Raw genomic sequence first — 24103 nt, 5'->3', positions numbered from 1 at the left:
CTTTGAAAATTGATGAAGGATAGTTAGACAAAAGATCAAAGGAAAAAATCTCCTAAACCCTTTTCCGCCGAAGCCGAAGAGAGATTCGACAAGCGCAGCGATGTCGGGGTGAGTCTACTCAAAACCAGGCAAAACTACCTTTTCTCAGCTTATTATTCAAAAAGCTCCCCCTTCAGGGGGTTGGGGGCCTGATATTTTATTCTGAAACTCTGCGGTGAAGCATCTGCCTGTTTAGCAAACAGGCGGATAAAATAGGAGGGGTCATCATAGCCTAATTTATAACCTATCTCCTTTACGCTTAAAGTAGTGTGCACCAGCAATCTTTTGGCCTCCATGATGATGCGGTTTTTGATAATGTCATTTGGGGAAGTATTGCTGTAACGGGTTATACGTTTATTCAGCGCCTTCGGACTTATGTTGAGTAGATCGGCATAATTGGCCACGGTATGGTGTTTAGTATAATGCCACTCCACCAGTTGGCTAAAGGTTCTTGAAAACTCAGCTTCTGCATGGGCATCTTCAGTAGTTACCTGGTGTTTCCGTTTCCATAACCGGGTAGCTTTAATAATAAGCTGTTTTAGTAAAATACGCAGCATTTCTTCCATGGAGCTATCATTTCGCTCAATTTCTACTTTCATTTCTCCAATGATCTGCTGCATATTAAGCGATTCCTGGGCACTCATTAACACAACGGGGATCTCGTATACATTATGAAAGAGGATGCCATCGCAGGCCACTTCTTTATCATGTATTTCTACACAATAAAAATCGCGGTTGTAATAGATCATCGTACCTGAACAGTGTTCGCCAAATTGATAGTATTGCCCCACGTTGATAAAAAATAAAGCATCCTGCTCCAGCTGATATTCGGTAAAGTCAATAATTACCTGGCCACCGGCTTTTACAAAAACTATTTTAATAAAACCGCTATAATCGCCTGATTTCAACTGGTTGAGGATATCTTGTTGGAAATCAAAAAAGCCAAATTTTTTAAAAGTAAATTCTCTGAAACGGGCCATGAAAATATATAAAGTGTGAGATAAGGTATATGCTTATTTTTAAGCCGGTAAAAATTTTTCTGTTTGATCGGCTGTCCTGATATTCTTTTTGAACTGGGCAGGCGATTCCCCCCTGTATTTCTTAAATGTTTTGGTCAGGTGGCTTTCATCGGTAAAGCCAAGTTCAAAGGCAATTTCATTCAGCCGCATATTGCTGTGGCGCAACCTGGTTTCGGCTAATGACAATTTATAATTGATGATAAACTGTTGCAGGTTTTCGCCGGTTTGCTTTTTAAAATATTCGCTGATGTAATTGGTAGAGATATTAAAATGATCGGCAATGTTTTCGGCCTTCAGTTTTTCAGGGTCATAAATATTCAGGTGTATATAGTTAATGATCTGTAGGGCAACAGTATCGCCCCCTGTTTTTGCATCACACTTAATGGTAATATTCCTGGCTACAATAGTAATTAACGTATTGATGAGTTGCTGTACCACATCTTTCATCATGTCTTGCCCCAGTTCATATTCAGCAACAATAGCATCTATAATGGCAGCTGTTAACGGTTTATCTCTTTCGTTTTTAATAATAGCGCCCTGATCCTGTTTGCTCTGAAAAATATATTCCAGCTTTTGCAGCCAGTTTCCGGAGTTATGCTGTTCATCCTTAGTAAATACTCCTTTTATATAGATGTTATTAAAGCATACAAACACAAAGGACGTAAGCTGCTCCACGGTAAAATGATGAACCATCATCGGACTAAGCAAATACAGGCTGCCCGGCCCGTATCTTAAAGCGTTACCATTGATGTTATGTATGCCCTCGCCCTCAATAATATAAACCAGCTCAAAAAAAGTATGCCGATGGACCTTCATCGGGCATTCATTTGATCTCAGCAAGTGGATATCAAAAGGCTGAAAGAGATGTCGGGTTTGCATATCCTTTAAAACTACGTTTTTATCCCAAAATTGTACCGGAATTGGCCCGTGGCTTTGTCCGACATTTGGGTATACAAAAATAAAGATAACATGAAAGCTATAATATTAACAGAAAACGGTGGTACCGATAAGCTAATTTTAAAGGAAATTGACAAACCGGTTATTAAGGCCGATGAAGTTTTGATAAAAACAAGGTCTATTGGCATTAATCCGGTTGATGGCTTTGTAAGGCAAAATGAGGTGTACGTGAAAAGAAAATTGCTAATAGAGCCCGGCGAACAAATGATATTGGGATGGGATGTTTCGGGTACAGTTGTGGAAGTTGGTGACGATGTAACCGATTTGAAAGTTGGCGACGATGTATTTGGAATGGTAAAATTCCCCGGTCATGCCAAGGCTTACGCCGAGTACGTAGCCGCTCCAGTAAGCCACCTGGCTATAAAACCTGCCAGCATATCACATAACGAAGCCGCGGCTGCCTCACTTGCCGCATTAACCGCGTGGCAGGCACTGGTTACCTATGCCAAAGTAAAACCGGGCGACAAAGTGCTGATCCATTCGGCCGCAGGTGGCGTGGGGCATTATGCCGTCCAGATAGCCAAACATTTTGGCGCCTATGTAATAGGTACAGGATCGGCAACGAGCAAAGATTTTATATTAGCACTGAGTGCTGATGATTTCATTGATTACAGTAAGGAAAAGTTTGAGGAGAAGGTACAGGACGCTGATGTGATACTTGACGGCATTCCTGGCGATCATATATTAAGGTCATTAGATGCCGTTAAACGTGGTGGCCGGGTGATAAGCCTGCTTGCCTTTTTCGAAGGCAAAAATGCGGAAAAAGCCGAATCAAAAGAAGTACAGGCCTACAGGCTGGCAGTGGAATCAAACGGTGAGGATATGAAGCAAATAGCCAAACTACTGGAAAATGGCAGTCTGAGATCGCATATATCTGATGTATTTAGCTTTGAAGATATCCCTGCCGCACATGAAAAGGTAGATGCTGGTAAAACCCGGGGTAAGATTGTAGTAGAATTATAATGGATTAATGCAATCAAGCTATTCAAAGCAAAAAGCCGGCCCAACGCCGGTTTTTTGCTTTGATATTGTTTAATTAGTTTAAGGAGAGCAGTTGCGGGCCAAACTCTTCAAAGTAGATGTGTTGTTTATTTACCCCGGCGCTAACCAGGTCATGGTGCTGCTTTTGAATAAACGCGGAAGGGCCGCAGATAAAGTAGTGCGCATCGGGCTGAAGGTTTAGCGAGGGTACTTTGCTGATATCCAGGTAACCTTCTAAAACCCCTGCTTCCCTGTTTTCGTCAGTTACCTGATTATAAAAAACGTGTTGTTTTACATTGCTCTTTGTTTTCACAATATCATTGAGTTGGTTCCTGAAAGCATGTACCGACTGATCACGGCAGCCATGAAGCCAGGTGATAGGATGGGCGTAGTCATTTTCAACCAGGCTATGTAGCATGCTCAATAATGGCGTAATACCAACGCCACCGCTGATGAGGGTAACCGGTGCATCAATATTAGGGGTCAGTGTAAAATTACCTGCCGGTGCGGTAAGGTCAACAATATCGTTTTCATTAATAAAGTCATGAAGCTGGTTGCTGATCATGCCGCTGGTATCCAGATTGGAGCCTTTTTCCCGCTTTACAGAGATCCGATAGTATTCATGGCCTGGGGTGCTTGATACGCTGTATTGCCTGGCTTGTTTCAGGTTAAGCTGCGGCAAAAACAAACGGATGCTGATAAACTGCCCCGGTTGGTGTGGTGTTACCTTGCCTCCATCGGCGGGATAAAGGTAAAACGAAGTGATCTCGGCAGATTCCGTTACTTTTTTACCCACTTTAAAAGGGCGCCAGCCTGTCCACCCGTTAGTCCTGTTGGTTTGCTGTTCGTATAAATTAGCCTCATGGCCCGACATAAGCTTAGCCAGCTGGTTATACGCGGCTGTCCAGGCATCTACAATTTCGGGGGTAGCGGCATCGCCTAAAACTTCCTGTATAGAGGCTATCAGGTGCCTACCCACTATAATATATTGTTCTGGACGAATATCCAGACTAATGTGTTTTTGGCCAATACGGTCGACCACCGGGAGCAACACCGTGGGATCGGCTATGTGTTCGGCATAGGCCAGTACGGCCATGGCTAAAGCAGTTTGCTGTTTTCCGCTCTGCTGGTTCCCCATATTAAACATATTCTTGAGTTCGGGGTGATGGGTGAACATCCGGTTGTAGAAATATTTGGTTAGCAGTACGCCGTTTTCCTTCAGTATTGGTACGGTTGCGGTAATGAGTGTTTTTTGTTCGGTTGTCATAATGAATATATTAATACCTTTTTGTCTTTTATTATTGTGCAATGATCCGCGCGTTTTGATGATTGACAGGGCAAAACTATGCATTAAAAAAATAAAAGACAAAAATATCTTTTATTAATTTTTTTGTTAATTTTGTGCTATCAAATTATGGCGATTTTTTCAAAAACATGTGAGTATGCTATCCGGGCCGTTTTTTTTATAGCCCATAAAACTGCATCAGGTAGTAAGGTAGGCATAAAGGATATTGCCGCCGGTATTGACTCGCCTGAGCATTTTTTGGCCAAAATACTGCAGGACCTGAGCCGCAAGGGGCTTATCAGTTCTTTTAAAGGACCGCATGGCGGCTTTTATATGGATGCCCCGGCACTCACCCGCCCGCTGAGTGAAATTGTGGAGGCTGTTGATGGCGACAGCTTGTTTCACGGATGCGGACTGGGATTAAAACAATGTTCTGAAGTTAATCCATGCCCTTTACATAATGAGTTTAAAGATATCCGGAACCGGATATACCTGATGCTTAATACTACCACTATCGGCAACTTTAATGAGGAACTGATGAACGGATTACTCTCTCTCAAAAAATAAGGATATTATTTTCTTAGTTTTTAATGCCTTATCTCCGGGTGTAAATTAACGGTTACATTAATTTCGTTAAACAATAATAAATAATAAAATGCGATATTTGGCTAAGCATCTGTCGGAGCATGAATACATATATTGCTCAAAAACGGATAAAATAATAACTTATATTAAAGTATTTTGTAAAAAATACTGATAGCCATAAACTAAGATAAGTTTGTTATTGCGGGGTAAGGATGAATGGCAGAGAAGCTTTTTTGATCACTAAACATTTTACCTCTTATGAAAAAAATCACACTACTGTTAGTATTATCATGTGTTGGCCTGTTGGGCTATGCGCAGGATGCACCGAAAGCCGACACCACAAAAAGATGGACCATTCACGGCGAAAACACTTTCCTGATCAATCAAAGTTCTTATTCAAACTGGTCGGCAGGTGGTGTAAATGCATTTGCAGGTAACCTGCTTTTTAATTACGATTTTAATTACAAAAAAGATAAATGGAGCTGGGACAATAAAGTTATCCTGGGCTATGGTTTAAGTAAACAGCAGGATGCAGGCTGGCGCAAAAACGACGATAAAATAGTTTTGAATAGCTTGCTGGGCAGACAGGCATCAAAATACTGGCTGTACACCTTTTATATGAACTTCCAATCCCAGTTTACAAAAGGTTACGATTATACTACAGAACCCAAAACATTTATCTCCAATTTCCTGGCCCCGGCATACCTTACCTTTGGACCTGGTTTTGCTTATAAGCGTTCTGATAATTTCAGGATCAATATTTCGCCTGCTGCGGCACGTATCATTATGGTGAATGATGACACGCTTTCGCACAGGGGCGCGTTTGGTGTTACTCCTGACCATAAAAGCCTGTTCCAGTTTGGTGCTTCGTTAGATGCTTATTACAAGATCAATCTGGTAGAGAACATCAGCCTGGAGAATATTTTGAAACTATACTCAGATTATCTACACAAACCGGGTGATATTTATACAGACTATACCGCCAACCTTTTTATGAAAGTAAACAAGTTTGTAACGGTTAATGCGGGCTTGCAATTGATTTATGATGGTAAAACCCGAATACCAAATGAAGACGGCAGTACGAAAATTGCCTTACAGGTAAAGCAAATTTTTGGCGCGGGCTTAACATATAAATTTTAATTTTCCTACGCGATCTTAAGAGTGCTCGGGTGTTCGCTTTTTTGTATGAATGAAAAACCCGAACACTCCCGAACACGATAAACTAAAAGCCCTTAGTGATGAACTAAGGGCTTTTGGTTTATAGCCTGAAATTTTTTTAAGGTGGGTTTTGAGGTAAATATTACCACCCGTTTAAGCGGAAATGATTAATAAACAAAACTTTACTGATAATAATTAGTTATGCTTTATTGATATACATTTAATTTAAATAAAAGTAAAAATATATGAAGTTTCCCAAATTAATATTAGCGCTGCTCATTGTAGCAGTGACGGCTCAAAGTTGCGTAAGCACCAAAAAGTATAAAGAGCTGAACGCCAACTACACGCAGTTGCAAAACAGCACCCGCGACCTGAGCGTAAAATATCAAACCAGTGAGCAGCAACTGGCTGTGGCAAACGGCCGGGTAAAGAGCCTGGAAGATCAGTTAGCATCTGAAAGAGCAAATGTAAAGGTTTTGCAGGATGCCCTTAATAAATGTTTAAACTCCACCAACCAGGGAAGTGTGAACATTTCTAAACTGGTTGATGAGATCAACAGCTCCAACAAATACATTCAGCAATTGGTGAATGCCAAATCCAAAAGCGATTCGCTTAACATGGTGTTAACCAACAACCTTACCCGCTCATTAAGTCAGCAGGAGCTGAGCGATGTTGATGTAAAGGTATTAAAAGGCGTGGTTTATATATCGCTTGCCGATAATATGCTGTATAAATCGGGCAGTTATGAAATATCAGACAAAGCCGGCGCAACGCTGAGCAAAATTGCCAAGATCATTAAAGATTATAACACTTATGATGTGCTGATTGAAGGTAACACTGATAATGTGCCCATCACACAGAAAAACATCCGTAACAACTGGGATTTGAGTGCTTTAAGGGCATCATCAGTAGTGCAATCCCTGCAAACCACTTACGGTGTTGAACCCAAACGTTTAACAGCCGGTGGTCGTGGCGAATACAACCCTATTGCCGACAATAACACGCCAGACGGTAAATCAAAAAACAGGCGTACGCAAATTATCATTACCCCAAAACTTGATCAGTTTATGGATCTGATAGGCAAAGCACCTGACGCGCAGTCAACAACACCTCCGGTAACACCGCCAAAACAATAAGGCTGTAAAGTAATCCGTGATTGGATGGTATTGCCAACGCAAAGTATTTCCCGTCGGAAAATTAAATGACTGAGGGAATATAAATAAAAAAAGGCCACTTTTTAAAGTGGCCTTTTTTTATTTATATGATCAATTTATATATGCCTTACCAAGCCTTTATAAATGTTTATAACTGATAATCTTTTGACTATATACCTCGGTTACTATAATCTCATCTTCGCTATTTACAGTTAAGCCTGTTATAATGCTGCTAAATTGACCAGCTCCTATTTTTTCTCTTATCTCTCCTTTTTCATCTGTTTTCAAGATAAAGCCTGCACAAGCTATATAAAGATAATTGTTTCGGGCTTTTATTCCTTCTGCAGAGGTACCAGCATCCCATGAATTTAAAAATTTACCGTTTTTATCATATATTCTTATAATGCTGTTATAGGGAGAAGTAACAAAGATTTTATTGTTATAATAGCAAATTCCAAATGGATATGGTCCCCCCGCCTGATTGGGAGCTTGTATTGCGGCTGTGAATTTTAAAAGAAACTTTCCTTTTTGGTCGAATTTCTGAACTACATTATTAATGCCATCTACTATATAGATATTTTGGTCATCATCAACAGTTATTCCTTCAATGTTTTGAAACTTGCCGTCACCTGTACCATAACTTCCCCAGGACGCTACCACATTTTTTTGTTTATCGATAATCTTAACGTAATTGTCTGATAACGTTAACTGGGTTACTATCGCATTACCATTATTTAAGAAGGCCAATCCTCTTGCCGATCTGGTACCTGCAAAGAATAACTCCAAAAATTTACCTGTTTTATCGAATTTCTGAACCTTACCATTGTCAAGATCGGCTACATAAATGTTATCCTCTTTGTCAACATCCACGTAGTTCGGGTATGCAAATTGTCCAGGGCCAGAGCCTGGGGAACCAAAAAATAGATTTCTGCTATAGTCTTGCCCTGTAGTGTAACCATAATCTATATCGCTAAACTTACTATATTCTGTATTGCTATTATATACCATTACCTTATAAAATACCTTGGTTAATGGTGTTACTGTTGCTAAGTCGGTATAGCTCGTATCTGCTGATTCTTTTAGTAATTGATAGTCTTGTTTAGTACTGTCAAATTTGAATAACCGGTAATTTTTTGCTTTTGGTATTGGGGTCCAGGTTACAATTATCCTGTTGCCATATAATCCTTTAGAAGCGCTTAAATTAATTGGCCGATCAAGTTCATTAACATTAACTTTAATAGTATCATTAATTTTAATGGTATCAATGATTGATTTATTTCCGACGGCTTCTTTTTTACATGCGGAAAGTGACGCAATAAATGCGATAGTTACCAGTGGCAGGTATTTATTCATTTAATTATGATAAGGCTTTATTAAAGGCAAAAGTACAGATATATATGAATTTCTTATCAAACAACGAATCAAATTTATTTAACCCCGCCTATTCAAGCGTCTGCGCTTAAATAGTTGCTGAGGTAAGCGTCCACGCTTACCTTTTTTAATAATGCGTGGACGCTTACATTGGATATAAGTTCAAGCGAAGGACGCTTGAACTGGCGGGGCGATAACATTTTTAGGAAGCTCCCATGGAGCTCATAGTTTTATACATACAATAATTGCTATAAACACGGAGCCCCGATAGGGCTTGACTTTATTACTGAAGTTTCCAACCTCGAACCTTATGCTCATGTCAAAAACACAGTTAAGAAACATTATTGTTACAAAGACACTTAAAAAACAATGTCGCTTTTTATCTAATTTCTTCGATATTTGATTAAGTCGGTTGCAAAAACCGGCGTTTAACCAATTACCTATTCTTCATGGAAAAATCTCGCCGTACTTTTATCAGGCAGGCCGCTTTGGCGGGTGCCGGTGTAATGCTTACCAAAACCAGTTGGAGCGCCCAAAGTTATAAACGCATCATTGGCGCTAACGACCGCGTGCGGGTTGGCGTTGTAGGCTTTTCAGACAGGCACAAAAGCTCACACATCCCCAGTTTTATGAACCACTACAAGGAACTCAATTTTGATGTGGTTGGTGTATCAGATATCTGGAGCAGACGCCGGGAAGAAGGCGCTGCCATTTGGAAAGGGAAGATGCAGCACGATGTAAAAGCTTACCGCAATAATGAGGAACTGTATGACAGCAAATCGGTAGATGCCGTATTTATCAGCACCGCCGATTTTCAACATGCCCGCCACGCTATTGAAGCAGTAAAAGCCGGTTGTGACGCCTATGTAGAAAAACCCTTTGCCGAAACCATGGAAGATAACCGCGCCGCCCTGAAAGCGGTGAAGGAATCGGGAAAAATTGTACAGATAGGTTCGCAACGCAGAAGCGGGGCTAACTACCATGCTGCTAATGATTTTATCCGTTCGGGCAAGTTTGGCCCTATTACCATGGTAGAGCTTACCTGGAATGTGAACCAGCCGGGGCGCTGGCGCCGGCCGGAGCTACTGAATGTATTGAAAGAAGAAGATACCGACTGGAAACGCTTTATCATGAACCGCCCTTATGAAGCTTTCGATCCACGCAAATATTTAGAATATCGTTTATTCTGGCCATATTCATCAGGACTGGCTGGTCAGTGGATGAGTCACCAGATTGATACCGTACATTGGTTTTCTGGTCTTAAACATCCGCGCAGCGTAGTGGCCAATGGTGGTATTTATAAATGGAAGGATGGCCGCCGGAACTGGGATACCATTTTAGCCGCCTTTGATTATGGTCCGCTTGATGATCCGTCTACAGGTTTCCAGGTGACTTTTGGCTCGCGTATGCATAATGGCGATGAGCACCCCGCCGAGATCTATTACTCCAACGGCGGCGAACTAAACCTGAACACCAATAAGGTTTCGCCCGAGGGCGGCCTGACACAAAAAATGGCTGATGCCATGAAGATGCAGGCTAACCTGTTGCCCGAGCTCAGCCTGGAAAATACCGAACAAGTGGTGGCTTCGGCCAATACCGGTGGCGATAAACTGACATCAAACCACGTGCGTAACTGGATGGAATGTGTACGCAGTCGCAAACAGCCTAATGCACCGGTTGAGGCAGGGTACAGTCACTCTATTGCCAACATCATGACCAACGCAGCCGTACATACCGGCTTCAAAGCCACGTTTGACGAAAGCACCCAGGAGGTAATGACGAATGGTAAAGTGTTTAAATATTAGGTGAAAAAGTGAAAAGAAAGCAAGGATAGTGCGATTCCTTCCCTGGGGAAGGGGAGGTAGGGGTTTAGTAAACAGGGTAAGCCTGTACTGCATGTATAAACCCCTCCTTGCCACTGCACCATCCGGCGCACCCCTCCCGTGGGGAGGGAATAAATGCACCCATTCATCAACCTTATCAATAAAAAATATGATCAGATTTAAAACTTTAGGTTTTGCCATAGCGATGACTACTTTATCTTCTGTAACACTGGCTCAAAAAAACGAGCCGGTAAAAGTGGTAAAGTCCGCAAAGGAAAACAAGGTGGATATTTTTATTGGCGGCAAGCCGTTCACCAGCTTTCTGTACCCTGATACGCTGGAGAAGCCGGTATTATACCCCCTGCACGCTGCCAACGGTACATTGGTAACCCGTGGTTTTCCGATTGCCCCAAGAGCCGGCGACCCAACCGATCATCCGCACCATATTGGTATTTGGTTTAATTTTGAAAACCTGAACGGGCTCGATTTCTGGAACAATTCCTACGCTATCCCGGCCAGCAAAAAAAGCTCCTATGGGTGGATCCGTACCGACCGTATCCTGGAAGCAAAAGGCGGAGCAACAGGTGTTTTAGCTTATCATGCCAACTGGACCAACCAGCAAAAAGAGGTGATCCTGGAAGAAACCACCCGCTTTGAATTTAGCGGTGACGGTAACCAGCGGATTATTGATCGTGTTACTACTTTAAAGGCTGATATGACCGCTGTTTTTAAAGATGCCAAAGACGGTATGCTGGGTCTGCGTCTGGCTCATGAACTACAGATCCCCGATGCGGCAGATCAAAAGTTTACGGATGATAAAGGCAATGTAACTGTAGTAAAGGGCGGGACAGATAAGTTAGCCAACGGAACTTACCTCACCAGCGCCGGTAAAACCGGGAATGACGTCTGGAGTACCCGCGGTGTATGGTGCAAGGTTTACGCCAAAATGGGAGCCGATTCGGTAAGTATAGCCATTATTGATCATCCTAAAAACGTTAATTATCCTACGTTTTGGCATGCCCGCGGCTATGGTCTGTTTGCAGCCAACCCACTTGGAGAGAAAATTTTCACCAACGGTAAATCAGAAAAGAACCTGACCCTTCAAAAAGGAGAGTCGGTAACTTTCCGGTATCGTGTAGTGATCACCGACGGCAGTGAAACCATTAGCGCGGCTAAACTTAATGAGCTGGCTGAGGTTTTTGGAAAGAAATAGATTTTACGCTTTAATGCTCATGATTTTACCCGCAGGTTTTTATCTGCGGGTATTTTTTTGAATTTAAATTCAGTATTAAAAGAAGTTTCTGGTGATTTCATAAGTCAAAATATCTTCGAAATAATTATTTAATTTTGTTTTTATTTGATAATTCGAAATTTAATTTTGTATTTTCGAATAAATAAAAATATAAAATTATAATTATGAAAACCTTAAGCCTGTCACTGACTTTTACATTTCTGCTATTTATACAGTTAACTGCCTGCGCTCAAAGCGATAAAGACAAGATTCAGCAAGTTGAAAAAGGGCTGATTGGCACTGTACAGATTAACGGCGAAACACCCTGGACTATACAGGAGCGCATGGCCTACTTTAAGATACCCGGGCTAAGCGTAGCAGTAATACAAAATTACCATATTGTTTGGGCCAAAGGTTATGGCTTTGCCAATGATAGTTTAAAAACACCTGTAACTGCACAAACACTTTTTCAAGCTGGGTCCATCAGTAAATCACTGAACGCGGTTGGTGTGCTTAAACTGGTACAGGATAAAAAGCTCGATCTGTATACTGATATCAACAACTATCTTACCAGCTGGAAATTTCCTTATGACAGTTTGAGTAAAGGTAAAAAGATCACGATGGCTAACTTATTAAGCCATACGGCAGGTTTAAATATGCCAGGCTTTCCGGGTTATCAGCAAGGTAAATCCCTGCCTACTATAGTGCAGATACTTGACGGTCAGAAACCAGCAAACACCCCGGCCATCCGTTCAAAGTATGCACCAGGCATAAGATCAGAATATTCAGGCGGGGGGATCATCATTTCGCAATTGATCGTGATGGATGTAACCCATCAGGCTTATGCAGATTATATGAAAAAAGCAGTGCTTGACCCGCTGGGAATGAAAAGTAGCACTTTTATACAGCCGCCCACAGACATCAAACCAGATCTGCTGGCTACTGGTTATGGCTTAAATAACAAACCAATACCCGGTAAATACCGTATTTTTTCCGAACTGGCAGCCGCTGGCTTGTGGACCAATCCTACTGATCTTGCCAAATACATCGTCGAAACACAACTGGCTTATGAAGGCCGGTCGGCTAAAATATTAAACCAGGCAACAACCAAACTCCGGTTAACGCCTTATCTGGATAAGCGCACGGCTTTAGGTATTTATATTGATGACATGGAGGGTGCCAAATATTTTGAGCATGCCGGGGCAACTTTGGGTTTTCGCAGCTGGTATTATGGTAGTATGGAAGGCGGCAATGGTGTGGTTGTGATGATCAATTCAGATCATGATGAAATAATTAAAGAGGTAGTTAACAGCGTGGCTAAGGTTTATGGATTTAAGGGACTTTATCATTCTACCAAAACCATCGCGGTAGCTGATACGGTTTTGCAAGCCTATACTGGTGTATATCAAGTTACGCCCCAATTCAGTTTAACGGTATCAAAAGAAGACAAGCAGCTATATGTCCAACCACCCGGCCGTGTAAAAAGCGCCATTTTTCCTAAAACACCAACAAGTTTTGTATTAAAAGAAGCACAGGTTGAATTGGAATTTGTAAAGGATGCCACGGGTAAGGTATATGCCGTAATGTTAAAAGAAGGCGGGCAAAATACAGAAGCTAAAAAGATAAAATAATGGTTAATTTACATCCGCTTCGGTTCTGCAGGTAAACCCACTTGGTTTCTTAAACGCGCCATGGCCCAACACCACCAGGCGCATTGCTCGCCATTACCGGCATCCTTGGTTTTCCATACGGCGTTGGTCATGGCGGCCAGATCCTGGTCGCTGAGTTTGTCAGACTGGTGATGCCCGCTGTCTTCCAGCCAGCCGCCTTCCATGTAAACTGGTTTGGGCGCGTTAACTATTTTAATAAGATCGAGGATCTGTTTGATGCGGTTGTAATCTTTTTCTGATCGGGCAAAATCCATTTCCCATGCCTGCCCTTTGCCAATGATCTCGTTGGATACTGTGCCATCGGGGTAACTGTCTGTAGGCATCCAGGCTAAGCCGTCGGTTGTTTTGAGCATGGTACGGCGCATGGCTTTTACGGTATTGCGCATCACCTCATGGTTTGGCCCTTCCCAGCTGGCGGCGATGGGTGAGAGCGTAACCCAGCCCATACCCAGGAATGGTACGCCACCGTTAGAGTCGGGCAGTCGCATTTCAAGGTAAGTAGTATCGGCATCCCTTACGGTGGTCAGATTTTTACGGATGCCTTCGGTAAGGATACCCAGATCTTTATGCCAGCTGTCGGCCAGTTTGGTTTCGCCCCTTCTTGCTGCTACGGTTGCCATATCATTTAATGCCGCACCAACAAAGCTTTGGGTGAGCAGGTCCCAAGTATCCCAACGGCGGCCCTCGCGCGAATGTTCAAAGGATATATTGCGTACCAACCCAGTTTCAACCGACCAGCGTCCACGCTGAAAAAAAGTGCGGTCGCAGGTGCGTTTCATGATGGCCCTTACCAGTGGCCAGGTATCATCTTCAAATTTGGTGTGTCCGCGTTTAAGTGCCAGCCTTGCCCAGGCCATCAGTACATGTGCCTGTCCGTCTATCTGGTGCTCATCGCTGATGATGGTATACTTGTTATCTTTTATGCCTACCACATGCGGTATGCGCTCCATATCATATTGTGTAGTTGCATTTAAAACGCATTGAATGTTAAGCTCCGCTTCTTCTAAACGGCCGGTTTCTAAAAACAGCGACACCAGCGCACCCGTAGTGCGGCAATACATGCCTTCATAAGCTCCGGTTAAGGATTCGGGTAAAAAGCCATCTTTCCCCATCCTGTCCAGCAAGCTATAATAGGTATTGGCATACAGTTTTTCAAAGTAAGGTGATTGAAGGATACTCTTGATGCTGTTTGCATTGGTTTGGGCGCGTATTGATGAGCACAATAACAGGCAGGCAGTAAGAAAGGGCAGAGCAAATTTTTTCATCAGCATCAGTAGCAGGGGTTTTAACAAATATATAAATGTAATCAAACCCGGCATCAACCATAATGAATGCGGAAGTTTTTTTGCATTTTGATGATATCCGTAGTTTGGAACTTCAGTCTAAATAAAAATACAACATACTTAAAGGTTAAGTATATTGTAACACTTTAACCATATCTGGCGATCTATGAAACTGACCTCATGCTTACTCACTTCCATTTTATTGCTTGGCACCTATTCGCTGTCGGCACAAAACAACCTTCAAAAAATAACCAATTTCCGCAAAGCCAATGAACAGGAGATCATCGGAGAATACCTTAAATTGGTTGCCATACCCGATGAAACTAGTGATTCTGTAAACATTCGCGTAAACGCATCGTACATAAAGGATATGCTGATTAAGCGAGGTGTTAAAGCCGAATTATGGAGCACTGCCGAAAGCAACCCGGTTGTTTTTGGTGAGGTTAATGTTCCGGGAGCCACTAAAACAATTATTTTTTATGCCCATTATGACGGGCAACCCGTAAACCCACAGCAATGGGCACCTGGTTTAAAGCCTTTTGAGCCGGTTTTTATTACGGCTCCTGTTGAACAGGGCGGGCATATTATTAATTATAAGCCTGGTGATCATATAGACCCCGATTGGCGGTTAAGCGGACGTGCCAGCGCGGACGATAAAGCGGGCGTAATGTGCATCATTAACGCTTATGACGCGCTTATTAAAAGCAAACTCAAGCCGGGCTGTAACATTAAGTTCTTTTTTGAGGGAGAGGAAGAAAAAGGATCGCCCCGGCTGGCCGAAATATTCAGAAAGTACAAAAGCAGACTAAATTCTGACCTGTGGATTATTTGCGATGGGCCGCGGCATGCATCCGGTAAAAAATCAATCATGTTTGGTGTAAGGGGCGATGTAAATTTATGGCTTACCGTTTATGGCCCTAAACGCCCATTGCATAGTGGTAACTACGGTAATTGGGCCCCTAATCCTGGCCTGATGCTGGCACAACTGCTTGCCGGTATGAAAGATGATAAAGGCCATGTAAATGTTAAAGGTTTTTATGATGATGTATTGCCCCTTAGCAATAGTGAAAAAGAGGCTCTTAGCAAAGTGCCGCCCATTGAACCAGAACTAAAAAAAGAATTAGGTATAGCCGAACCCGAAGGCGGGTCGCGCCCATTGGTTGAGGCTTTTATGTTGCCAACCCTAAATATAAATGGTATGGCCAGCGGTAATGTTGGCGCCCACGCTGCTAATGTGATACCCACAAAGGCCGAAGCCGTGCTTGACCTGCGCCTGGTACTGGGTAATGATATGGACCGCCAGATTGAGAAAGTAACAGCGCATATAAAAGCGCAGGGGTACTTTGTTACCAACAAAGAACCGACTGACGAAGAAAGGGCGAGATATGATAAGATAATAAAAATTACACATGATGCCGGTTACAATGCACAGCGTACACCTATGGACCTGCCCATTGCACAATCGGCAATAAAAGCGATACAATCAACGGTTAACTATCCTGTAGTACTTGTACCCAGCGGCGGTGGCAGCTTGCCCTTATTTATTTTTGAAAAAGAACTGGGTGCCAAAGTAATTACTGTGCCATTGGTAAACTACGATAATAACCAGCATGCCGAAAATGAAAATGTAAAGATCAGTTTTTTGTGGGAAGGGATTGAAACAATAGCTGCCGTAATGCAGATGAAATGAGAGTATTAAAGCTAACAGTATGCTGCTGCAACAAAAAGCCCTTAGCTTTACGCTAAAGGCTTTTGCTTAAAAAAAACATAATAAAAGTTTACTGCCCAACAGTAAAAGATTCCCAGCCCGAAGCAGTGGTGCGGGTACAGGTCATGGCCTGTGTGCCATTTTCGCTGCTGATGAATTTGTCGTTATTACCACGCAGGGTTACTTTGCCATCGGGGGTGGTTATCCAGTCAAATTTTTCCCAGTCGCCGGCTGTTGCGCGGTTGCAGGTAATAGCCATAGTACCGTTTTCGGACGAAACGAATTTGGCCTTACTGCGTAATGATATTTTGCCTCCGCCGGCATCAATTACGGTAAAATGTTCTGTATCGCCTGCCGTAGTGCGGGTACAGGTCATGGCCTGGGTACCGTTTTCGCCGCTTACGAACGCGTTATTAAAGCCTTTAAGGGATATTACTGTACCAATAGGAGGGTTGCTGCCACCCGGAGGCGGGGTAGTGCTGCCGCCAACATTAAAGTGTGTATAACTGGTAAAGCCTAAAAAGGTATTGTCATTAGGTACGCCAAGCGGATCCTGCATATTTCTTAAAGATAACATGTTGGCGGTTCCGTAATGTTTGTATGCCACCTCAACACCCGGAAATATAGGGCTTGATGTGGAGCAGTAATTACAGCCTGTGCTTTGATTATAGGCGCTGCGCTCAAAATCGTATCCGGCGCTTATGCGGCTTGAAAGCGCTGTATAAAGCGAACCATCGCCCTGCATGTCGGCAATTTCGGCAGCATAAGTTAAGCCGGTTAATGAATATTGGTAATGTACGCAATCCTGACGGTCGCAAAGTTCGGGCATGGTGCCATTACTTTGTATCACCAGCGGCATTACGGCATTAATCATATCCTCGCCGCTTTGAAATACACTGGTGCTGTTCAGGAAAACCCCGATAGCCATTTTAGCATAACCTGCAGATACATTCCAGTTATTATTATAGGCGGGTACGTTGTTAATGTAGTTGTTTTTTACGTTGTTCAGATAATCATTAAACTTGTTGATATCAGTGGTCGACCAGTTGGCGGATACACCATTGGGATGATAATACCTGATGATCTCGGCAGCTGCAACAAAGCTTGGTGTGGTCCATGATGCTTCTAAGGCGGGTTGATTGGGGTTATCAGTAGCATCTATAGAAGCATAATTCTGAAAGGTGTATGACCATCCGTTTAATATGGCTATGCATTGATTTGCGTAAGTAACATCCGCGGTTTTTGCAAAGCGCAGGGCAAGCGCGTACGCCAATTCAGCATCCTTCCTGATCTGACTTTTAGATGGACTGGTGTGTCCGTTTGACCCTACGAAAACAGTAGTGTAGAATTGGGTTGGTAAAGCATTGTTGCTGATAAAATCAAGCACTTTTTGATAGGCGGCTGTGCGGGTGGCATCCCCGCTGTTTACCTGCGAAGTGATGAGGTCAAGGTTAGCCGTTGTATTTAATACGCCCGGATGCACAAAAGTAGTTACCGCCCGCGGTACAGTTTGCCCGGTAGCATCGGTTGTTTTGCCAGCTACATTAGATTTTTTGCATTGGCATAAAAATGCGCTCAGGGTAAACAGGCAGGCAAAGGCCAGCCAGTAAGAGATTTTCTTTCTCATAATTAAAAGTTTAGGTTTATGTAATAAAAATTGGTTTGCATAAGGCATAAAAAATACCCAACAAAACTGTTGTACAGCCGTTGTGATAAGTTCAGGTTTATGGTTGGTTAATTATTGGTTAATCCAAATCTATTTATAACGTTTATATAATTAGCTTATCATCAGGTATTTATTTACGAAAACGTTTTCGTTTTAATATCCGTAACATTGACATATTATCCTTAAAGTTACAAGTGGTGTTTGGTTAACACGTTCTAAAAAATCAGCGGGGTTAAAGGTTGTGAACTAATAAGGGGGCCTGTTTTGGGCAGATGTTTATTTACCATAAATTATAAACTATAGTGGTATTATATTGTTGTAAATACTCACGATATTCACCAAACTAACCTCAAATATCATGGGTAATACCTGGCCAGAATTAAAATTTCCAGATTTAAAGGAAACGCTTACCACCGTTCAATTATGGGCACAAATAATTGGGAAGATCAGGCTGGTAAAAACGCCATGGTTAAACCACTCCTGGCATGTTACCTTATATGTATCGCCAAGAGGGTTAACAACCGGGAGCATACCGTATGAACAAGGTATATTTCAAATAGATTTTGATTTTATTTCCCATCAGTTAGTGATCATATCAAGTACAGGTAAGCAGCAGCATATGGATCTTTTTCCGCGCACTGTGGCCAGTTTTTATAAAGAACTTTTTGAAAAGCTGGCATTTATGGAGATCGATGCTGAAATTTATGCAAAACCTAACGAAATGGAAGCTGCCATCCCATTTGAAAAAGATGACTTACACTTTCAATATGATAAGGAACAGATAAATTTATATTGGCAGGCGCTGGTCAAAATTGAAGCTGTTTTTACAAGGTTCCGGGCAAAATTTAGGGGCAAATGCAGCCCTGTCCATTTATTTTGGGGCGCATTTGATTTGGCGGTTTCCCGTTTTTCGGGCAGGGAAGCACCAAAGCATCAAGGCGGCGTTCCAAATATTCCGTTGGATGTAATGCAGGAAGCTTATTCGCACGAAGTAAGCAGTAGTGGTTTTTGGGGAGGTAATGATAGTTTTCCCGATCCGATTTTTTACGCTTATTGTTATCCAACCCCTGAAACTTATAAAGCGCAAAAGGTTAAACCTGAACAGGCATTTTATAGCAATGATTTGGGCGAATTTATGCTCCGTTATGAGGATGTCAGGAATGCTGCCGATCCTGAAAATGCCCTTTTGGAGTTTTTACAGTCTACCTACGTGGCTGCCGCAAATACCGGCAACTGGGACAGGAAATCGCTTGAATGTGATCTGACTAACTTTGAAGCGTAGAGAAGGGTGTTATTAAAAACCACTTATTCACGGCATAATTTATTAAACAGGTGTGTATAGGAAGGATACTGTTTTGATAACTCATCTTTTTTAGCCATTTCAAATTCACTAAAATCAAACCCTGGAGCAACGACACAGCTTACCAAAGTAAAGCCGCTTTTGGCTGGTATTTCTGCTGCAAACCATAAACCAGCGGGAATAACCACAGACAAACTACCATTACCAGTGACCGAAAGTTCGTGCCGGGTGTAAATACCTTGACTATCAATGGCGTGTATGTATAATGGTTCGCCCTGATGAAAATACCATATTTCATCAGAAGCCAGCCGGTGAAAACCTGAGTAGTCTTTTGCTTCAAGCAAGTAATATATGGATGTGCAGGCTTGTTTAAAACCGGCCCCTGATTTTCTTATTACTTCCTGATTTGAGCGGAAAACCTCTTTATAATAACCACCTTCGGGATGAGGCAGTAAGTTTAAGCGTTTTATCCAATAAGCTGCATCCTGTATTTCCATTTGGCCAAATTAAACAATGATGAGTATACATCCTATGTACTAATCATTCACTTCAGGTTTTGAGCAACACATTTGGGTAAAATTTTATTCTTGTAATTAAAAAATTTAACAAAATTAATGTTAAACATTTGGTTATTAGGCTTTAATGTTTTACATTTAACATGGGGAATAAGCCGAAAAAACCACCCTAAAAGAAGTAGGCACTAACTAATTTATTTAACTCACTATGGCTGCGTTTGATAAAAATACCTCAATGGGCAAAAGAACCAATCTGCAGGATGATTCCAATGTTCTCGCATCATTACAACAAATTATCCACCCTTCGGCAGTTGACAATGAAAATTCACCAACTGATGAGCAGGATTCAAGTGAAGAAACGGGTGAGGAATAAGCCAGTGTTTTTCGCCGTATAACTACTGCCCTGTTATGGGGTGTTTATAATAATATATGCGCCTAAGCTCAATAAATGGGTTAATTGCTATATGCTTTTTAGTGTGTATGGTTACAGTTGTGCGTGCCCGGCAACAAAGTTCATCTTTCTTAAAACAACATGACACGGCCGCAAGTGACACCGCTGCTGTTGAATTATTGAGGCAGAAGAGCTTAAAGGTACAGTCATACAAACCAGATAGTGCTTTAATATATGCACAACAAGGGCTTGATTTGGCGAGGAAGACCAATTACAAAAAAGGAGAGGGTGATTGCCTGAACAGGGTAGGTGTTGTATTGTGGAAAAACGGGAAATATGATCGTGCATTATTTTATATACTCAGTTCATTAAAAATAAGAGAAGAAATAAATGACCAGCTGGGGGTATTAAAAAGTTTGAATGACATTGGGATCATTTATTCAGACCAGGGAGATAATACCAAAGCATTAACCTACCATTTTAAAGCTAAAGCCGCTGCCGAATCGCTTCACGATAAAAAGCGGGTAAGTATTGTATTGTCGAACATTGGCAATTGCTATTTAAAGCTAAATAAAATTGATTCGGCGTTGTATTTTGAACTGCAGGCTTATGGCATACAACATGCCATAAATGATAAAGGGACAATGCCCAATACGCTTTCAATTTTAGGTGATATCAATTATAAAATGGGTAATATTCCTATGGCGCTTGAATATTACCGGTTAAGTATACCTTACGCGGTTGAAAATAATGACCAGAGCGCAATTGCCGATACCTATAATAGCATAGCCCGGTTATATGTCAAATCCGGACGTTCAGATTCAAGCCTTTTTTATGCATCAAAAGCACTCGAAGCTGCAAAAGTTGCGTTGTATCCCGAAGGTATTTACAATGCAAGTAGTTTACTTGCCCAGATTTACCAGGGTAAAAATGAACATCTTGAATTAATGTATTATAAAACATCAGTTGCTGCTAAAGACAGTATGTTTAATGCCGAAAAAGTGAGGGAGATTCAAAACCTCAGTTTTAATGAGGCGGCCCGTCAGCAGGAAATAGCTGATGACAAACGCCGGGAAGCCGATGAGAGAATAATTAATCTTCAGCTTATTGCAATAGCAATATTTATTCCTTTTTTCTTTTTGGTGCTGTTACTGTTAAGCAAAAGCCGTACCCACCGCAAGGTGATTGAGTTTATGAGTGTGCTTTCCCTGTTGTTGGTTTTTGAATTCATTACATTGCTTATCCATCCCTTCGTAGCGCGTATAAGTAATCATTTACCCGTAATTGAACTATTAATACTTGTTATTCTTGCTGCTATATTAGTTCCGTTACACCATACCCTTACCCATTGGCTGCGCGAAAAGCTGGCACATGTGGCGCATGATCCAACGGCGCATAATCCAACAAAAACACCAGGTACCGTTGGTTTAAAGAAGAGAGAAATAAAAAAAGTTTCTTCCTGAGCGTTTCCTTTTTCAGGGGGCTTTTGCAATGCAGCCCTTGCTGGGCAATTTTCGAATAACGTGTAATTTTTAATTTAGACATATGAAACGTAATTCATTTCTCAGAATTTTCATAACAGCAAGTACATTTCTAACCGTTCCACTTTACAGTAGTGCTAAACGTTTATTTAAAACCAGAGATAATAAGGGCTTTAAAGTTGATTCAGGAAATGACCGTTTCGGCAAATCAATTTCTTTATTTGAAGGGGATACCTTTTTTACCAAAGTATCTACAAAAGATTCAGATGGCGATATGTACGCTTTTGAGTCGACGCGGGTAAAAAAGGGTGGCCCGACACTACATTATCATTATGATCAGGATGAATGGTGGTATATTCTGGAAGGTGAATTTTTATTTAAGGTTGGAGACAAAATGTTCAATACAAAGGCCGGCGACAGTGTATTTGGTCCAAGAGGGGTACCTCATACTTTTGCCAAAACAAATGATGGCGACGCAAAAATGCTGATCATCTTTCAGCCGGCAGGAAAGATGGAGGCATGTTTTCAAGCAATTAGTGAAGGTAAACTATCAAAAATGACCCAGGAACAGCAAGATGATTTCCGCAAAATGCATGGCTTTGAGCGGGTAGGCGGCCCACTTACCTATTTTAAGAATTTTTAATAATTAGCTTCCTTGCGTATTTGGGTTTAACAGAAAAGCTTATACCGTTCATATGTACACCTATGAACACTGTGAACACTAATGAACGCTTGATAATCAGGTATTTACATTTTAGTCATTAATAAACATTTGATAATCAAAAATTTGCAACATTAAACAAGCGATGTGCACGGGGTGGTCATTACAGATCGGATATGATTTTTCGCTACGGATAACTCACACGATGATTTTGGCTAAAGCCATCTAAATTTCACTTGCAATCCGTTGGCTAAAGCCAACGGCAATGATAAAGCCAACGAATTTATAGAACGATATTCAATTCATTGCCGTTCCATTTATGGGACGGATAGAAGTAACCAGATATGGGCTTTAGCCAAACTTATATCATCCGAACACTTCTGGTGATAACATCGACTACAGGCTAAATTTTTGCCTCCAGACCTTGTTTAATCCAATTGTAATTCAATTTCTTTTTTTTCCAGGTCAAGCGTTATCCAATCTAATGATTCTTCACTTGGTAAACAATCATTTAAAGTTAGCCCTTGAATACATTTCTCTAAAGAACGTGGGCCAAATTTAATGGTCATTTCGTATATACCCTGGCCGTCAACTCCTAACCAGGCCTCTGTTACAATTTGTCGTGTTTCAATTATACTTTTTGCGATGAGCTGTTCCTCAACAAGAGGCAGCCGGATACCGTCGCACCAAAGCCATTTTAATTCTCTGTCTGATGAATTTCCAAACGTTCTTGTCAGGTGATATTCAAGATGAGAACAAAAGTCTTCGGTAAATGAATCTTTTATAGTGTTGATGTTTTCAAGCATTAACTAAAAATTGGTTGAAGTGAAGATAAAAAAATCTCAAATATTTCTATTCGTATTTAGATTATACAACGTCCTCTATCGTTACCCATACCAATTTTTATCAATTAAATGACTGCCTAAACGCCAAAGGCGAAACTTTGGTTTTTGTCTTGAATAACTTACTGAACGACTGCGGATGTTCGAAACCTAATTCGTAGGCAATTTCACTTATCGATAAACCGGTGGTGGATAATTTTTCCTTTGCCTTTTCTATCAGCTTATCGTGGATGTGCTGCTGGGTGCTTTGCCCTGTGAGTACTTTTAATAAACCACTTAAATAATTGGGCGAAACGTTTAACGCATCGGCAATGTATTGAACGGTTGGTAATCCTTTTTGGGTTAAAGCATCACTATTAAAATATGCTGCAAGGATCTCTTCCAACCGGTCCAGGATCTGGTGATTCGCAATTTTACGGGTGATGAACTGGCGCTGGTAAAATCTTTCGGAGTAAGTAAGCAATAATTCAATCTGGGCAATGATGATGTCCTGGCTAAACTTGTCGATATTTGAATGATATTCCTGCTGAATGTTTTGCATAATGCTTCCAATTATGGATTCTTCCTTCTCTGACAAAAACAGGGCTTCCTTTACCGAATAATCAAAATATTCGTATTGCCTGATGGTTTTGGCTAAGGGCGTATTCCATAAAAAATCGGGATGAAACAGCAACATCCAACCCGACTGTTTTAATGTTGTATCCTGCTCAACCTCAATCCTGAAAACCTGACCAGGCGCCATAAAGAACATGATCCCGTCATCAAAATCATATTCATGCTGCCCGTATTTCATCCTTACATTGAAATTCCTTTTCAACGCAATGGAATAAAAATCCTTTACTAAGCTTATTTCATGACCGGGCACCTGTGCAATTGTTTCTAAATTTATCACGCTTATTAACGGGTGCTCGGGCTTAGGCAATCCCCTAAACTTGTGAAATTCGCTTATCGTTTTAAACCGGTGAGGTTGGATGGTTGCCATA

General features: G+C 41.6%; 21 protein-coding genes. 12 read left to right on the top strand and 9 right to left on the bottom strand.

Annotated elements, in window-relative coordinates:
• Window positions 1–152: 152 nt before the first annotated feature.
• Window positions 153–1019, bottom strand: coding sequence for a helix-turn-helix domain-containing protein (locus M2273_RS23760; RefSeq protein WP_429400274.1), 867 nt, complete (start codon window positions 1017–1019; stop codon window positions 153–155).
• A 39-nt stretch (window positions 1020–1058) separates the two neighbouring features.
• The gene (locus M2273_RS23755; protein ID WP_429400273.1) at window positions 1059–1874 is read right to left on the bottom strand and encodes an AraC family transcriptional regulator; all 816 of its coding nucleotides are present in this window, start codon (window positions 1872–1874) and stop codon (window positions 1059–1061) included.
• Window positions 1875–2027: 153 nt separating this feature from the next.
• On the opposite strand from M2273_RS23755, the gene M2273_RS23750 reads away from it, so the two are divergent.
• Entirely contained in the window at window positions 2028–2978 is a 951-nt protein-coding gene (locus M2273_RS23750; protein WP_429400272.1) for an NADP-dependent oxidoreductase, read from the top strand.
• A 73-nt stretch (window positions 2979–3051) separates the two neighbouring features.
• Here the strand turns inward: M2273_RS23750 and hmpA are convergent, their stop codons facing one another.
• Window positions 3052–4263 (bottom strand): NO-inducible flavohemoprotein, encoded by a 1212-nt coding sequence (gene hmpA, locus M2273_RS23745; RefSeq protein WP_429400271.1) that lies wholly within the window; start codon window positions 4261–4263, stop codon window positions 3052–3054.
• A 147-nt stretch (window positions 4264–4410) separates the two neighbouring features.
• On the opposite strand from hmpA, the gene M2273_RS23740 reads away from it, so the two are divergent.
• From M2273_RS23740 to M2273_RS23730, 3 genes are all read left to right on the top strand, one after another.
• Complete coding sequence (locus M2273_RS23740; protein ID WP_429400270.1) at window positions 4411–4848, top strand: RrF2 family transcriptional regulator; 438 nt, start codon at window positions 4411–4413, stop codon at window positions 4846–4848.
• 276 nt (window positions 4849–5124) lie between these two features.
• Entirely contained in the window at window positions 5125–6006 is an 882-nt protein-coding gene (locus tag M2273_RS23735; RefSeq protein WP_429400269.1) for a DUF3078 domain-containing protein, read from the top strand.
• Between the two features lie 263 nt (window positions 6007–6269).
• The gene (locus M2273_RS23730) at window positions 6270–7160 is read left to right on the top strand and encodes an OmpA family protein (RefSeq protein WP_429400268.1); all 891 of its coding nucleotides are present in this window, start codon (window positions 6270–6272) and stop codon (window positions 7158–7160) included.
• A 156-nt stretch (window positions 7161–7316) separates the two neighbouring features.
• Here the strand turns inward: M2273_RS23730 and M2273_RS23725 are convergent, their stop codons facing one another.
• On the bottom strand, window positions 7317–8531 hold the full coding sequence (locus M2273_RS23725) for a hypothetical protein (RefSeq protein WP_429400267.1): 1215 nt from the start codon (window positions 8529–8531) through the stop codon (window positions 7317–7319).
• Between the two features lie 467 nt (window positions 8532–8998).
• Here M2273_RS23725 and M2273_RS23720 point away from each other — a divergent pair, with 467 nt between their 5' ends.
• The 3 genes from M2273_RS23720 (at window position 8999) to M2273_RS23710 (ending at window position 13234) form a co-directional block, all read left to right on the top strand.
• Entirely contained in the window at window positions 8999–10354 is a 1356-nt protein-coding gene (locus M2273_RS23720) for a Gfo/Idh/MocA family protein (protein WP_429400266.1), read from the top strand.
• Between the two features lie 187 nt (window positions 10355–10541).
• Window positions 10542–11585 (top strand): PmoA family protein, encoded by a 1044-nt coding sequence (locus M2273_RS23715; RefSeq protein ID WP_429400265.1) that lies wholly within the window; start codon window positions 10542–10544, stop codon window positions 11583–11585.
• 203 nt (window positions 11586–11788) lie between these two features.
• Complete coding sequence (locus M2273_RS23710) at window positions 11789–13234, top strand: serine hydrolase (RefSeq protein ID WP_429400264.1); 1446 nt, start codon at window positions 11789–11791, stop codon at window positions 13232–13234.
• Window positions 13235–13242: 8 nt separating this feature from the next.
• Here M2273_RS23710 and M2273_RS23705 read toward each other — a convergent pair whose 3' ends face one another.
• On the bottom strand, window positions 13243–14538 hold the full coding sequence (locus M2273_RS23705) for a hypothetical protein (RefSeq protein ID WP_429400263.1): 1296 nt from the start codon (window positions 14536–14538) through the stop codon (window positions 13243–13245).
• Window positions 14539–14722: 184 nt separating this feature from the next.
• Here M2273_RS23705 and M2273_RS23700 point away from each other — a divergent pair, with 184 nt between their 5' ends.
• The gene (locus M2273_RS23700) at window positions 14723–16246 is read left to right on the top strand and encodes a M20/M25/M40 family metallo-hydrolase (protein ID WP_429400262.1); all 1524 of its coding nucleotides are present in this window, start codon (window positions 14723–14725) and stop codon (window positions 16244–16246) included.
• Between the two features lie 88 nt (window positions 16247–16334).
• Here the strand turns inward: M2273_RS23700 and M2273_RS23695 are convergent, their stop codons facing one another.
• Entirely contained in the window at window positions 16335–17891 is a 1557-nt protein-coding gene (locus M2273_RS23695) for an alginate lyase family protein (RefSeq protein ID WP_429400261.1), read from the bottom strand.
• A gap of 397 nt (window positions 17892–18288) precedes the next feature.
• Here M2273_RS23695 and M2273_RS23690 point away from each other — a divergent pair, with 397 nt between their 5' ends.
• Window positions 18289–19212, top strand: coding sequence for a DUF5996 family protein (locus M2273_RS23690; protein ID WP_429400260.1), 924 nt, complete (start codon window positions 18289–18291; stop codon window positions 19210–19212).
• Between the two features lie 23 nt (window positions 19213–19235).
• Here the strand turns inward: M2273_RS23690 and M2273_RS23685 are convergent, their stop codons facing one another.
• Complete coding sequence (locus M2273_RS23685) at window positions 19236–19727, bottom strand: cupin domain-containing protein (protein ID WP_429400259.1); 492 nt, start codon at window positions 19725–19727, stop codon at window positions 19236–19238.
• 226 nt (window positions 19728–19953) lie between these two features.
• Between M2273_RS23685 and M2273_RS23680 the strand changes: the two genes are divergently transcribed.
• From M2273_RS23680 to M2273_RS23670, 3 genes are all read left to right on the top strand, one after another.
• The gene (locus M2273_RS23680) at window positions 19954–20118 is read left to right on the top strand and encodes a hypothetical protein (RefSeq protein ID WP_429400258.1); all 165 of its coding nucleotides are present in this window, start codon (window positions 19954–19956) and stop codon (window positions 20116–20118) included.
• Window positions 20119–20225: 107 nt separating this feature from the next.
• Window positions 20226–21599: a tetratricopeptide repeat protein gene (locus tag M2273_RS23675; RefSeq protein ID WP_429400257.1), complete on the top strand. Its 1374-nt coding sequence runs from the start codon at window positions 20226–20228 to the stop codon at window positions 21597–21599.
• An 82-nt stretch (window positions 21600–21681) separates the two neighbouring features.
• Window positions 21682–22260 carry a cupin domain-containing protein gene (locus M2273_RS23670; protein WP_429400256.1) on the top strand — a complete coding sequence of 193 codons (579 nt, stop codon included), beginning with the start codon at window positions 21682–21684 and terminating at the stop codon, window positions 22258–22260.
• Between the two features lie 446 nt (window positions 22261–22706).
• Here the strand turns inward: M2273_RS23670 and M2273_RS23665 are convergent, their stop codons facing one another.
• Together M2273_RS23665 and M2273_RS23660 are read right to left on the bottom strand one after the other, a co-directional pair.
• Entirely contained in the window at window positions 22707–23084 is a 378-nt protein-coding gene (locus M2273_RS23665; RefSeq protein ID WP_429400255.1) for a hypothetical protein, read from the bottom strand.
• A gap of 100 nt (window positions 23085–23184) precedes the next feature.
• Window positions 23185–24102 (bottom strand): helix-turn-helix domain-containing protein, encoded by a 918-nt coding sequence (locus tag M2273_RS23660; protein ID WP_429400254.1) that lies wholly within the window; start codon window positions 24100–24102, stop codon window positions 23185–23187.
• Window position 24103 lies beyond the last annotated feature (1 nt).

The organism is Mucilaginibacter lappiensis (assembly GCF_050433765.1).
Classification (GTDB): domain Bacteria; phylum Bacteroidota; class Bacteroidia; order Sphingobacteriales; family Sphingobacteriaceae; genus Mucilaginibacter; species Mucilaginibacter lappiensis_A.
Note: the sequence above shows the minus strand (reverse complement) of the source record. Positions and strands in the feature narration are given on the sequence as shown.

Excerpts from the sequence above, each read along its gene's own strand:
- M2273_RS23760 (WP_429400274.1), bottom strand. The coding sequence starts at position 1,019 with ATGGCCCGTTTCAGAGAATTTACTTTTAAAAAATTTGGCTTTTTTGAT.
- M2273_RS23755 (WP_429400273.1), bottom strand. The coding sequence starts at position 1,874 with ATGAAGGTCCATCGGCATACTTTTTTTGAGCTGGTTTATATTATTGAG.
- M2273_RS23750 (WP_429400272.1), top strand. The coding sequence starts at position 2,028 with ATGAAAGCTATAATATTAACAGAAAACGGTGGTACCGATAAGCTAATT.
- hmpA (WP_429400271.1), bottom strand. The coding sequence starts at position 4,263 with ATGACAACCGAACAAAAAACACTCATTACCGCAACCGTACCAATACTG.
- M2273_RS23740 (WP_429400270.1), top strand. The coding sequence starts at position 4,411 with ATGGCGATTTTTTCAAAAACATGTGAGTATGCTATCCGGGCCGTTTTT.
- M2273_RS23735 (WP_429400269.1), top strand. The coding sequence starts at position 5,125 with ATGAAAAAAATCACACTACTGTTAGTATTATCATGTGTTGGCCTGTTG.
- M2273_RS23730 (WP_429400268.1), top strand. The coding sequence starts at position 6,270 with ATGAAGTTTCCCAAATTAATATTAGCGCTGCTCATTGTAGCAGTGACG.
- M2273_RS23725 (WP_429400267.1), bottom strand. The coding sequence starts at position 8,531 with ATGAATAAATACCTGCCACTGGTAACTATCGCATTTATTGCGTCACTT.
- M2273_RS23720 (WP_429400266.1), top strand. The coding sequence starts at position 8,999 with ATGGAAAAATCTCGCCGTACTTTTATCAGGCAGGCCGCTTTGGCGGGT.
- M2273_RS23715 (WP_429400265.1), top strand. The coding sequence starts at position 10,542 with ATGATCAGATTTAAAACTTTAGGTTTTGCCATAGCGATGACTACTTTA.
- M2273_RS23710 (WP_429400264.1), top strand. The coding sequence starts at position 11,789 with ATGAAAACCTTAAGCCTGTCACTGACTTTTACATTTCTGCTATTTATA.
- M2273_RS23705 (WP_429400263.1), bottom strand. The coding sequence starts at position 14,538 with ATGAAAAAATTTGCTCTGCCCTTTCTTACTGCCTGCCTGTTATTGTGC.
- M2273_RS23700 (WP_429400262.1), top strand. The coding sequence starts at position 14,723 with ATGAAACTGACCTCATGCTTACTCACTTCCATTTTATTGCTTGGCACC.
- M2273_RS23695 (WP_429400261.1), bottom strand. The coding sequence starts at position 17,891 with ATGAGAAAGAAAATCTCTTACTGGCTGGCCTTTGCCTGCCTGTTTACC.
- M2273_RS23690 (WP_429400260.1), top strand. The coding sequence starts at position 18,289 with ATGGGTAATACCTGGCCAGAATTAAAATTTCCAGATTTAAAGGAAACG.
- M2273_RS23685 (WP_429400259.1), bottom strand. The coding sequence starts at position 19,727 with ATGGAAATACAGGATGCAGCTTATTGGATAAAACGCTTAAACTTACTG.
- M2273_RS23680 (WP_429400258.1), top strand. The coding sequence starts at position 19,954 with ATGGCTGCGTTTGATAAAAATACCTCAATGGGCAAAAGAACCAATCTG.
- M2273_RS23675 (WP_429400257.1), top strand. The coding sequence starts at position 20,226 with ATGGTTACAGTTGTGCGTGCCCGGCAACAAAGTTCATCTTTCTTAAAA.
- M2273_RS23670 (WP_429400256.1), top strand. The coding sequence starts at position 21,682 with ATGAAACGTAATTCATTTCTCAGAATTTTCATAACAGCAAGTACATTT.
- M2273_RS23665 (WP_429400255.1), bottom strand. The coding sequence starts at position 23,084 with ATGCTTGAAAACATCAACACTATAAAAGATTCATTTACCGAAGACTTT.
- M2273_RS23660 (WP_429400254.1), bottom strand. The coding sequence starts at position 24,102 with ATGGCAACCATCCAACCTCACCGGTTTAAAACGATAAGCGAATTTCAC.